At 70.6% G+C, this 11,111-nt stretch carries 15 protein-coding genes; 8 read left to right on the forward strand and 7 right to left on the reverse strand.

Going from position 1 to position 11,111, the window contains the following annotated elements; translation table 11 throughout:
- Positions 1-22 precede the first annotated feature (22 nt).
- The gene (locus tag ACWF62_RS10215; protein ID WP_452629981.1) at positions 23-892 is read left to right on the forward strand and encodes a 1,4-dihydroxy-2-naphthoate polyprenyltransferase; all 870 of its coding nucleotides are present in this window, start codon (positions 23-25) and stop codon (positions 890-892) included.
- A 28-nt stretch (positions 893-920) separates the two neighbouring features.
- On the opposite strand, the gene ACWF62_RS10220 is transcribed toward ACWF62_RS10215, so the two are convergent.
- Complete coding sequence (locus ACWF62_RS10220; RefSeq protein ID WP_378508222.1) at positions 921-1,298, reverse strand: phage holin family protein; 378 nt, start codon at positions 1,296-1,298, stop codon at positions 921-923.
- Positions 1,299-1,337: 39 nt separating this feature from the next.
- Here ACWF62_RS10220 and ACWF62_RS10225 point away from each other — a divergent pair, with 39 nt between their 5' ends.
- Positions 1,338-1,955 (forward strand): GNAT family N-acetyltransferase, encoded by a 618-nt coding sequence (locus tag ACWF62_RS10225; RefSeq protein WP_378508223.1) that lies wholly within the window; start codon positions 1,338-1,340, stop codon positions 1,953-1,955.
- 77 nt (positions 1,956-2,032) lie between these two features.
- On the opposite strand, the gene ACWF62_RS10230 is transcribed toward ACWF62_RS10225, so the two are convergent.
- Both ACWF62_RS10230 and ACWF62_RS10235 read right to left on the reverse strand, forming a co-directional pair.
- Positions 2,033-2,608, reverse strand: coding sequence for a Clp protease N-terminal domain-containing protein (locus ACWF62_RS10230; protein ID WP_378569919.1), 576 nt, complete (start codon positions 2,606-2,608; stop codon positions 2,033-2,035).
- Between the two features lies 1 nt (position 2,609).
- The gene (locus tag ACWF62_RS10235; RefSeq protein WP_378569918.1) at positions 2,610-2,822 is read right to left on the reverse strand and encodes a helix-turn-helix domain-containing protein; all 213 of its coding nucleotides are present in this window, start codon (positions 2,820-2,822) and stop codon (positions 2,610-2,612) included.
- A 104-nt stretch (positions 2,823-2,926) separates the two neighbouring features.
- On the opposite strand from ACWF62_RS10235, the gene ACWF62_RS10240 reads away from it, so the two are divergent.
- Complete coding sequence (locus ACWF62_RS10240; RefSeq protein WP_378569917.1) at positions 2,927-3,226, forward strand: hypothetical protein; 300 nt, start codon at positions 2,927-2,929, stop codon at positions 3,224-3,226.
- Positions 3,227-3,248: 22 nt separating this feature from the next.
- Here the strand turns inward: ACWF62_RS10240 and ACWF62_RS10245 are convergent, their stop codons facing one another.
- Complete coding sequence (locus ACWF62_RS10245) at positions 3,249-3,728, reverse strand: hypothetical protein (protein ID WP_378508224.1); 480 nt, start codon at positions 3,726-3,728, stop codon at positions 3,249-3,251.
- Positions 3,729-3,913: 185 nt separating this feature from the next.
- On the opposite strand from ACWF62_RS10245, the gene ACWF62_RS10250 reads away from it, so the two are divergent.
- Both ACWF62_RS10250 and ACWF62_RS10255 read left to right on the forward strand, forming a co-directional pair.
- Positions 3,914-4,381, forward strand: coding sequence for a cupin domain-containing protein (locus ACWF62_RS10250; RefSeq protein WP_378508225.1), 468 nt, complete (start codon positions 3,914-3,916; stop codon positions 4,379-4,381).
- A 130-nt stretch (positions 4,382-4,511) separates the two neighbouring features.
- A complete protein-coding gene (locus ACWF62_RS10255; RefSeq protein WP_378508226.1) occupies positions 4,512-6,395 on the forward strand; it encodes an ABC transporter ATP-binding protein in 1,884 nt (627 codons plus the stop codon).
- Positions 6,396-6,399: 4 nt separating this feature from the next.
- On the opposite strand, the gene ACWF62_RS10260 is transcribed toward ACWF62_RS10255, so the two are convergent.
- Positions 6,400-7,488: a PLP-dependent cysteine synthase family protein gene (locus ACWF62_RS10260; protein WP_452629982.1), complete on the reverse strand. Its 1,089-nt coding sequence runs from the start codon at positions 7,486-7,488 to the stop codon at positions 6,400-6,402.
- Positions 7,488-7,742: a DUF4229 domain-containing protein gene (locus ACWF62_RS10265; protein ID WP_378508276.1), complete on the reverse strand. Its 255-nt coding sequence runs from the start codon at positions 7,740-7,742 to the stop codon at positions 7,488-7,490. Before ACWF62_RS10265 ends, ACWF62_RS10260 begins: the two co-directional genes overlap by 1 nt.
- A 277-nt stretch (positions 7,743-8,019) precedes the next feature.
- Here ACWF62_RS10265 and ACWF62_RS10270 point away from each other — a divergent pair, with 277 nt between their 5' ends.
- Complete coding sequence (locus ACWF62_RS10270) at positions 8,020-8,232, forward strand: BldC family transcriptional regulator (protein ID WP_378508228.1); 213 nt, start codon at positions 8,020-8,022, stop codon at positions 8,230-8,232.
- A 12-nt stretch (positions 8,233-8,244) separates the two neighbouring features.
- On the opposite strand, the gene ligD is transcribed toward ACWF62_RS10270, so the two are convergent.
- Entirely contained in the window at positions 8,245-9,204 is a 960-nt protein-coding gene (ligD, locus tag ACWF62_RS10275; protein WP_378508229.1) for a non-homologous end-joining DNA ligase, read from the reverse strand.
- A 145-nt stretch (positions 9,205-9,349) separates the two neighbouring features.
- On the opposite strand from ligD, the gene ACWF62_RS10280 reads away from it, so the two are divergent.
- Positions 9,350-9,799 (forward strand): Zn-ribbon domain-containing OB-fold protein, encoded by a 450-nt coding sequence (locus ACWF62_RS10280; protein ID WP_378508230.1) that lies wholly within the window; start codon positions 9,350-9,352, stop codon positions 9,797-9,799.
- Positions 9,796-10,989, forward strand: coding sequence for a lipid-transfer protein (locus tag ACWF62_RS10285; protein WP_378508231.1), 1,194 nt, complete (start codon positions 9,796-9,798; stop codon positions 10,987-10,989). Before ACWF62_RS10280 ends, ACWF62_RS10285 begins: the two co-directional genes overlap by 4 nt.
- Positions 10,990-11,111: the final 122 nt, after the last annotated feature.

Below are 11,111 nucleotides of genomic sequence, written 5' to 3' on the forward strand. Positions count from 1 at the left end.
GGATGGTGACAGGATCGCAGGCATGGCTTCTGTTTCCGAATGGATCTCCGGCGCCCGACCGCGCACCCTGCCGAACGCGATCGCCCCGGTGCTCGCGGGCACCGGCGCGGCGGCGTCGATCGGCGGCGCCGTGTGGTGGAAGGCGTTGCTGGCGCTGCTGGTGTCGATGGCCCTGATCGTCGGCGTCAACTTCGCCAACGACTACTCCGACGGGATCCGGGGAACCGACGACGAGCGGGTCGGCCCGCTCCGTTTGGTCGGGTCGAGGCTCGCGTCGCCCGCCGCGGTCAAGGGTGCGGCGTTCGCCTGCTTTGGGGTCGCCGCCGTCGCGGGCGTCGTGCTGGCGCTGGTGTCGGCGTGGTGGCTGATCCTGGTCGGCGCGGCCTGCATCGTCGGCGCCTGGTATTACACCGGCGGGTCGAAGCCGTACGGGTACAGCGGGTTCGGCGAGATCGCGGTGTTCGTGTTCTTCGGGCTGGTCGCCGTCCTCGGCACTCAGTTCGTGCAGGCAGGCCGCGTCGACTGGGCCGGGACGGTGACCGCGGTCGCGGTCGGCTCGTTCTCGTCCGCGGTGTTGGTCGCGAACAACCTGCGCGACATCCCCACCGACACCGAGTCCGGCAAGCACACCCTCGCGGTGCGGCTCGGCGACGCCCGGACCCGCACCCTGCACCTGGCGCTGCTCGCGGTGCCGTTCGTGGTGACGCTGGTGCTCGTCGCGCGCACCCCGCTTGCCCTGCTCGGCCTGCTGGCGCTGCCGTTGGCGGTGAAGGCGAACGCCCCGGTCCGGTCCGGCGGCCAGGGCCTCGCCCTGATCCCGGCGCTCGCCGGAACCGGGGCCGCGATGCTCGTCTGGGGTGCGGCGACCGGCCTAGCGTTGTGGCTCGGCTGACGCTCGCGCGCGCCGACGGCGGGTCGGCTCAGCGCTTGCCGCCGGGAACCACGGCGGTGAGCACGAAGTTGACCACCGAGATGATCAGCGCACCCCACACCGCGGTCCAGAACCCGTCGACGGAGATGCCCAGCGAGGTCGATTCGGTGATCCAGGCCGTCAGCAGCAGCATCAGCGCGTTGATCACCAGCGTGAACAGCCCGAGCGTGAGGATCAGCAGCGGCAGGGACAGCAGCTGCACGATCGGCTTGACGAACGCGTTCACTACGGTGAACACCAGCGCGATGAACGCGATCACGACGACCTGACTGACGTCGTCCTTGGTGGCGATGTCGATGCCGGACACCCATTCCGACGCCAGCCAGATCGCAATCGCGTTGATCACCAGACGCACCAAGAAACTCATGCGCCCATGCTGACACACGAGAGGCTCCGGACGGGACCGATGATCCGACTCGCCATCGCCGCCGACCTGTCCGCGCTGCCGGCCATCGAGGTCGCCGCCGGGCACCCGTTTCGCGCGCTCGGGATGACGGCCGTCGCCGACGACGCGCCGCCGACGATCGCTGGACTCGAGCGGTATCGGCGCGCGGGCCGGCTGTGGGTCGCCACCGCCGCCTCCCCAGCATCGAGTGAACGGAAGCGTTCAGTCGATGAGATCGACCGAATGGTCCATTCGCTCGCCCGGTCGCAGGTCGGCCGGTCCGACGGCACCGCCGTGGGCTACGCGTGCGCCGAGGTCGTCGACGGCGGCGCGCATCTCGAGCAGGTGTCGGTGGATCCGCGCTGGTCGGGCCGTCGCCTCGGCGCGGCACTGATCGAGGCGGTCGCCGCGTGGGCGGTCGACCGGGGCGACCGGCGGCTGACGCTGACCACGTTCGTCGACGTTCCGTGGAACGCGCCGTACTACCGGCGTCTCGGTTTCGAGCCGATCCCGGACTCCGACCTTGGCCCGCAGTTGCGGGCGGTCCGGGCCGCCGAGGCCGCGCACGGCCTCGACGCCTGGCCCCGGATCGCGATGCAGCGTCCCCTGAACCCCAGCCACCTGACCCGCACCCCCTGAACCATTGAATGGGGGTTCATGTGTCATCCGCCACCCGGAAGTGACGCATGAACACCCATTCAACGAATGGGTGCGGGTCAGGCCGCGCGGTCGAGAAGGTCGATCACCCGACGACGCAGCTCGGCTGGCTCGACATGAGGGGCGATCTCGTCGATGACGGCGGGATCGGCGCAGCGCAGCAACCCCAGCAGGAGGTGTTCGGCGCCGATCGCGGGATCTTTGCGGGCCAGTGCCTCGCGCAGCGACAGCTCGATCGACTTCTTCGCGCCTGCGGTGAACGGGACGTGCCCGGTGCGGCGGGCGAACCAGCCGCGCCGCTCGTCGACACCGTCGACACCGTCGAGTGCATCGGCGCCGAAGCTCGATTCGATGCTGACCCGGACCGCGTCGAGGTCGATGCCGATCGAGCGCAGCGCCTCAGCATCGACGTCGCCGAGTGGACGGTCCGCGGTCCCGTCCACGAGGTGCACCCGGACCGCCGCATGGGTCAGGCCGGTGTCGGCGCAGAGCTGTCCGAGTGGTGAGTTCGCCTCAACGACGAGCACGCCGAGCAGGACGTGTTCGGCGCCGATCCGCGGGGACGCGAGGCCCTTGGCCTCCCCTTGGGCCCGAACGACCGCGGATCGGGCCGCGCCGGTGAACCGTTCGAACATCTCATCTCCTCCTGTTGTGCTTCTGGTGCACGGCCTGCCTACTGACCTCGAGGGAGTCGGCAATCGCCTGCCAGGACCAGCCCTGATCGCGGGCGTTCTGCACCTGCACCGCCTCGAGCCGTTCGAGCAGCCTGCGCAGCGCCAGCACGGCCCGCAGGCCGATCTTCGGGTCGGGGCTGCCCGCTGCCGCCGCGAGATGCGTTGCCTCGGTCATAACGTCAATCTACGTTGACATCCCCCGACATGTCAATGAAAGTTGACATGGTGGGGCGGCGCTACCGTGGACGGGACTTGGACGCCCATTCAGAAGGAGATCCCATGGCACTGAGCAAGACCGCCGCATCCGCCATCGCCGCCAGCGGACTCGTCGGCGGCTACGCCGTCGCCCGGCAGACCGGCAACCGGCCGCTCGGCGGCGCGGTCCTCGCCGCGGCCGGGGCCGTCTGCGCCACCCACTGGGCGCGCACCTCGGGCCCGGGCCGGACCGCGGTCCTGCTCGGCACCTACGTCGGCGCGTTCGGCGCCTCGCATCCACTGGCCAAGAAGATCGGCGCCTGGCCGTCGGTCGGGGTCGTCGCGGCAGGCACCGCGGCCGCCGCGCAGCTGATCAGCAGGTGACGGCGCCGAGGTCCCGGACGGTTCAGGCGCCGAACTTCGGCGTGATGTGCGCGACGACCGCATGGATGGTGCCGTCCGGAATCTCGAACGTCTCGACGATCTCGACGGTCATCAACGTTGCGCCCGCGATCCCGGCGTCGAGCAGGTAGCGGGTCGACACCACGTCCCCCTGCTCACTGAGTTCCAGGTCGCGGATGCCCTGGATCACGCGGTACTGCGGGCCGTGGGTGAGGTCCCACGCCATCTGCGCACCGGTGAAGCCGGTCTTCAGGCCCGCCTCGACCCGGGTGGCGCCCGGCGCGAACGCCACGTCCGATGCGTCGTGGGAGAGCAACGCATCGATGTAGGCGCGGGCGACGGCCTCCCGCTCGCTGTCGACGCGACCCGGATCAGCCGAGACTGCGGGACCGGCGGCAGCGGTGCCCGCGGTCGCGATCACGGCGGAGACGGCGACAGCGGCCCCGATGGCGGACAGGGCGAGGACTCGACGGGAGGTGCGCATACCCGGCAGCGTAGCGAGAACACGTTCCAGTGGTGATCACTATGTGGCCACCATCGGCCGATTTCGCGGCCGTCCCCCCACCGGGGTGCGTGACGATGGACGGGCAGGACACGTTCCGGGGCCGACCCGGCCTCGAGGGATTCGACCCAGACGCACGAGCACCTCGACTCGAACGGATCACCGCCATGCGCACCCTTCCCCGCCTCGCCGCGACCGCCGCCCTGACCTCGATCGCGGCGTTCGGCCTCACCGCGCCTGCTGGCGCGACGCCGCCGCAGGGCGTCACCGCGGACACCCTCGCCGAACTCGAGCTCGCGCCGTCCCTGCTGCCGCCGCCACCGCCCGGACACGCCGCCGTGCCGGACGAGACCGAGGGGACGCTGCGCCGGCTCGTCATCGCGCCGGGCGGCAGCACCGGCTGGCACCGCCACGGCGGCCATGTCCAGGGCCTCGTCGTGTCGGGCACCCTGACGCGGGTGCTGCCCGACTGCTCGCGGGTCACCTCGCCCGCGGGAGCGTGGGTCACCGAGGACCCGGGCGGCGACCATGTCGGGCTCAATCTCGGCCCCGACCCCGTCGTTCTCCTCGTCACCTACCTGCTGCCGGACGACGTCCCGTTCGCCGAGGATGCCCCGGCACGCTGCCCGGCTTGACCTCAAGTTCACTTTAGGTTCTACGGTCGGCTGCACACCGGGCATGTCAGAGCCTGCCCGTAGCGTTGCACCGACCAGACGAATCGAGGGGGACGGCAGTGAACAGCACGGTCAGGAATGGAGCCCGGTCATGAGCATGGAATCGGTCGCCTGGAACTCGATGTACCGGATGATGCACGCCCAGGACGACCGGCGTCCGTTCTCGATGGCCACGGTGCGGCGGATCCTCGGCTTCGCGACACCGCACCGCCGCAAGATCACGCTGTTTCTGCTGGTCAGCGTCGCGACCGCGGCGCTCGCGGTCGCGACGCCGGTACTCGCGGGCCGGGTCGTCGACGCCATCGTCAAGGGCACCGACGCCAGCGTCGTGGTGTGGCTGGCGATCGCGATCGCGGTCATCGCCCTGCTCGAGGCCGCGCTCGGGCTGTACAACCGCTACCTGTCGTCGAGCATCGGCGAGGGCCTGATCCTGGACCTGCGCACCGCGGTGTTCGACCACGTGCAGAAGATGCCGATCGCGTTCTTCACCCGCACCCGGACCGGCGCCCTGGTCAGCAGGCTCAACAACGACGTGATCGGGGCCCAGCGCGCGTTCAGCGACACCCTGTCCGGGGTTGTTGCGAACCTGGTGACGCTCATCCTGACATTGGTGGTCATGCTGGGTATCTCCTGGCAGATCACCGTGCTGGCGCTGCTGCTGCTGCCGGTGTTCGTGCTGCCTGCTCGCCGGATCGGCGCGAAGATGGCTGTCCTGCAGCGCGAGGCGGCGGACCACAACGCGACCATGAGCACGCAGATGACCGAACGGTTCTCGGCACCCGGCGCGACCCTGGTCAAACTGTTCGGCAGGCCCCAGGAGGAGTCCGCGGAGTTCGAGGTCCGGGCGCACCGGGTCCGCGACATCGGGGTGCGCACCGCGATGACGCAGGCCGCGTTCGTCACCTCCCTGACGCTGGTGTCGGCGCTGGCGCTGGCCCTGGTGTACGGACTGGGCGGCTGGTACGCGCTGACCGGACGCCTCGAGGCGGGCTCCGTTGTCGCCCTTGCGCTGCTACTGACCCGGCTGTACGCGCCGCTGACCGCGCTCGCGTCCGCGAGGGTCGAGGTGATGAGCGCGCTCGTCAGCTTCGAGCGGGTCTTCGAGGTCCTGGACCTGCCGCCGCTGATCGCCGAACCCGCGCGCCCGACACCGATGCCGGACGGGCCGGTGTCGGTCGAGTTCGAACAGGTCCGGTTCGCGTACCCGGCAGCGGACAAGGTGTCGCTCGCCTCGCTCGAGGAGGTCGCGACCCTCGATACCCGGGGCGGCGTCGAGGTCCTGCACGAGATCTCGTTCCGCGCCGAGCCGGGCCAGATGGTCGCGCTGGTCGGTTCCTCCGGGGCGGGCAAGTCGACGATCGCGCAGCTGGTGCCGCGGCTCTACGACACCGATGCAGGCGCGGTCCGGGTCGGCGGCGTCGACGTGCGGGAGTTGTCCGCCGAGGCGATCCGCGGGACCGTCGGCATGGTCACCCAGGACGGGCATCTGTTCCACGATTCGATTCGCGCGAACCTGATGCTGGCCAGGCCTGGTGCGACCGAGGACGAGATGTGGGCGGTCCTTGACCGGGCCCGGCTCACCGACCTGATCCGGTCGCTGCCCGACGGCCTCGACACCGTGGTCGGCGAGCGCGGCTATCGGCTCTCCGGCGGCGAGCGGCAGCGGTTGACCATCGCCCGCCTGCTGCTGGCGCATCCGCGGGTGGTGATCCTGGACGAGGCGACCGCGCACCTGGACTCGACGTCCGAGGCCGCGGTGCAGGCCGCGCTCGGCGAGGCGTTGATCGGCCGGACGTCGGTGGTGATCGCGCACCGGCTGTCGACGATCCGGGCGGCGGACCAGATCCTGGTGATCGAGGACGGGCGGGTCGTGGAGAGCGGAACCCACGTCGAACTCCTCGCCGCGGGCGGCCGGTACGAGGACCTCTACCGCACCCAGTTCGCCGACACCGATGAGCACGCGCCAGCGCGCTGACGGATCACGCGGTCCAGCGGCCGGTGCGCGCGAACGCGTCGAGCACCGCCGCAGGGCCGGTGAGGTCGAGGCCCTGACCCCGAACCCAGTCGTCGTCGAAGTAGGTGCCCGCGTACCGCTCGCCGCCATCGCAGATCAGGGTGACGACGCTGCCCGCACGCCCGGCGGCGAGCATCTCGGCGAGCACCGAGAAGGCGCCCCACAGATTGGTGCCGGTGGATCCGCCGACGCGGCGGCCGAGGACGGCGCTGGCATGCCGGGTGGCGGCGATCGACGCGGCATCGGGGACGGTCGCCATCCGATCCACGACCTGCCCAATGAACGACGGCTCGATGCGCGGCCTGCCGATGCCCTCGATCCGGGACGGCATCCCGGTCCGGTGCTCGGCCGAGCCGGTCTCGTAACCGCCGATGAACGCCGAGTTCTCGGGGTCGACGACCAGCAGTCGTGTCGCGTGCCTGCGGTATCGGAGGTACCGGCCGATCGTCGCTGACGTGCCACCGGTCCCGGCCCCGACGACCACCCAGTCGGGAACCGGGTGCCGCTCGAGCCGCATCTGCTCGAAGATGCTCTCGGCGATGTTGTTATTGCCGCGCCAGTCGGTCGCCCGCTCGGCGTGCGTGAATTGGTCCATGTAGTGGCCGCCGACCTCGTCGGCGAGTCGCTGCGCCTCGGTGTAGATCTCGCCGGGCCGGTCCACGAAGTGGCAGCGTCCGCCCTGCGCCTCGATCAGCGCGATCTTGGCCGGGCTGGTGCTGCGCGGCATCACCGCGACGAAGTCCAGGCCGAGGAGCTTCGCGAAGTACGCCTCGCTGACCGCCGTCGACCCGGACGACGCCTCGATGACGGTGGTGTTTTCGGTGACCCACCCGTTGCAGATCGCGTAGAGGAACAGCGACCGCGCGAGCCGGTGCTTGAGGCTGCCGGTGACGTGGGTGGACTCGTCCTTGAGGTAGAGGGCGACACTCCAGTCCACAGGCAGCGGGTACCTCAGCAGGTGCGTGTCCGCGCTGCGCTGGGTGTCGGCGTCGATCAGCCGCACCGCCTCGTCGACCCAGTCACGCGGCGCGCTCCGGTCGACGGTGGCCGTCATTACTTGTCGCCGCGGAGCTTCGACCGCAGGTCGTCGCGGTCCTTGCGCCGCTGCGCGTCGACCTGGGAGATCTGCTCGTTGACGCGGATCCGCAGCGTCTTGAACAGCACCAGCGACAGCGGAAGCGCAATGACAACCGCGAAGATCAGCGCAACCAGCAGCGGCACCTCGACACTGACCAGCTTGCTCACGCCCAGGATGATCGCCGCGATGACCACCACCAGGCCGAGACGGGCGGCAGTGTAGATCGCCATCGCCTTGGCGAGTGAACCCTTCGGGTTCGCGGGGGCGGAGTCGGGGGTCGAGTCAGTCACTACCCCAGGGTACCGACCGGGCACCGGACCATCACACCTGCCGGACTTATCCGATTTGCGAATTACCTCCCCTTTACCGAACTTAGACGGTTCGAGTACCTGGGGGGTCGGGTGCCACGATGTGCGCACTGTCCGCGACGTGCACCGCGGCCGAGCCGTCCGGCCATGCCACGGCCCGGGCCGCGGCTCGGCACTTGACCCTTGAGGGAGGGCCTCGATGAGCGTCCCCGCGTTCCACGCCACCCAGGAAGCACTGCTCACCCCTGGCCAGGTGGCCGCCCTGTTCCATGTCGACCCCAAGACGGTCACGCGATGGGCGCACGCCGGACGCCTCGGCTCCCTCCGCACCCCGGGCGGGCACCGCCGTTTCCGCGAGTCCGAGGTCATGGCGCTGCTGCAGTCCCTCACCACCGAGGCCACCGCCCGCTGAGCCTCGGCGAACTCAGTCGGGATTGCCGGGGTCGGCGGCGCCGTCGCGCTCGTCCCGGTCCGCCCAATCGAGCAGCGGCGCCGGATCGAACACCGCGTCGTCGATGCCCGCGTGCAGGTCGCCGAGACGGGCGAAACGGCCCGGCATCGTCGCGAGCGTGAAGTCGTCCGGGTCCGCGTCCCCGAGTTCGTCCCAGCCAACGGGAGCGGACACCCGCCCGTTCGGCACGCCGCGCACCGAGTAGGCCGCCGCCATCGTGTGATCGCGGGCATTCTGGTTGTAGTCCACAAACAGGGCCGCCGGGTCCCGGTCCTTCCGCCACCAGGTGGTGGTCGCGTCGGCCGGTGCGCGTCGCTCGACCTCCCGCGCGAAGGCGAGGGCGGCCCGGCGCACATCCGCGAAGCCGTGCGTTGGCGGGATCCGCACGTAGACGTGCACCCCTCGGCCTCCCGACGTCTTCGGCCAGCCCACCGCGCCGAGCTCGTCGAGCACCTCGTGCACGACCCCGGCAACGCGCAGCACCCGGTCCCACCCGCAGTCGGGCATCGGATCGAGGTCGATCCGCCACTCGTCGGGTTTCTCCACGTCACCGCGCCGCGAGTTCCAGGGATGGAACTCGACCGTCGACATCTGCACCGCCCAGATCACCTGGGCGAGTTCGGTGACGCACAGCTCGTCCGCGTCCCGGTCGTAACGCGGAAAGTGGACGCGCACCGTGTCCATCCAGTCCGGTGCGCCCCGCGGCAGCCGCTTCTGGTGCACCTTCTCCCCCGCAACTCCGCCCGGGAACCGGTGCAGCATGCATGGCCGCTCCCGCAGCGCACGGACGATGCCGTCCCCGACGGCGAGGTAGTACCGGGCGAGGTCTAGCTTCGTCGCGCCGGTGGCCGGGAAGTACACCCGGTCCGGGTGCGAGATGCGCACCACGCGGCCCCCGACCTCGATCGGGGCGGCGCTCCCTGCGGCGGCCATGCCCCCGAACCTACCGCGAGCCGCCCGGACCCGCTGGGTGGGATCTCGAGCCCGCAACCGGCCGATTTCGTGTAATACTGCAACGCGTTCTACCCGTCTCGTGATGTTCGCCCGAGCCGGGTTCTCCCCTGCAGATGAGGACGTGATGAGCGACGCGACCCCCGCCGTGGAGGGCTGGTTCACCACCGGCCCCGAGCCGGCCCTGATCGGAACCTCGTGCCGGTCCTGCGGCACGATCTCCTTCCCCCGGGAAACCACCTTCTGCAAGAACCCGGCGTGCGCCGGCGAGGAGTTCGACGACGTCGAGCTGTCCCGCCGCGGCACCGTCTGGTCCTACACCGACGCCCAGTACAAGCCGCCCGCGCCGTACATCGCCACCACCGATCCGTACGTACCGTTCGCGCTCGCCGCCGTGGAGCTACCGGAGGGCCTCGTCGTGCTCGGCCAGGTCGCCGACGGGTTCGGCGTCGCCGACCTCAAGGTGGGCAACGCGGTCGAGCTGGTCGTCGAGACCCTCTACACCGACGAGACCGGCGATCGCACGATCTGGCGTTGGAAGCCGGTCGCGGCAGCAGAGAACGGGGCAGTGGCATGAGCAACAACGATGTGGCGGTTCTCGGCGTCGGCATGCACGCCTGGGGCAAGTGGGGGCACTCGTTCGTCAAGTACGGCGTCGCCGCGGCCCGCGCGGCCCTCGCCGACTCGGGCGTGGACTGGCAGGACGTCGACCTGATTGTCGGCGGCGAGACGGTCCGCAACGGCTACGGCGGCTACGTCGCGGGCGCCACGTTCGCGCAGGCCCTCGGTTGGAACGGCGCCCGGGTCGCCACGTCGTACGCGGCGTGCGCGACCGGCGCGCAGGCCCTCGACACCGCCCGCGCCCGGATCCTGGCTGGCCTGTCCGACGTCGCGCTCGTCGTCGGCGCCGACACCACCCCGAAGGGCTTCCTCGCCCCGGTCGCCGGCGAACGCTGGGACGACCCGGACTGGCTGCGGTTCCGCCTGATGGGCATGACGAACCCCGCATACTTCGCACTCAACGCGCGCCGTCGCATCGACCTGTACGGCGCGACCGTCGAGGACTTCGCCGCGGTCAAGGTGAAGAACGCGAAGCACGGCCTGAACAACCCGTACGCGCGCTACCGCAAGGAGGTCGCGGCCGCGGACGTGCTCGCGTCGCCGATGGTCGCCGACCCGCTGCACCTGCTCGACATCTGCGCCACCTCCGACGGCGGCGCGGCGATCATCCTGACGTCGCTGGAGTACGCCCGCAAGAAGGGCATCGTCGACCCGGTGAAGATCAAGGCGATCTCGACGGTCACCCCGACGTTCCCGCAGACCATCATGGACATGCCGAACTTCTCCACCGAGTCGGCGTCCGCGGTCCCCGCGCCGGAGCGCACGTTCAAGGAGTCGATCGGCGACGCCGCCTACGAGGAGGCGGGCATCTCGCCGGAGGACGTCGACGTCGCCGAGGTCTACGACCTCGCCACCTCGGTGGAGCTCGACTGGATCGAGGACCTGTCGCTGTGCAAGCGCGGCGAGGCCGAGCACCTGCTCCGCGCGGGGGACACCACGATCGGCGGCCGCATCCCGGTCAACCCGTCCGGCGGACTTGCCTGCTTCGGTGAGGCCGTCCCCGCGCAGGCGCTGGCGCAGGTGTGCGAGCTCACCTGGCAGCTGCGCGGGCAGGCCGAGGGCCGTCAGGTCGAGGGCGCCCGGGTCGGCATCACCGCCAACCAGGGCCTGTTCGGTCACGGCTCGTCGGTCATCGTCTCCGTCTGACGTCCCGCGGCTCCGACATCTCGGGTGAGGGGCACCTTCGACCGGTGGAACCGGTCGAAGGTGCCCCTCCCCCCCTTACGGGGACCAGCCGGGGGGAACAGCCTGGAGGGAAGGGGGGGCGT

The organism is Rhodococcus sp. NPDC054953, from assembly GCF_053609225.1.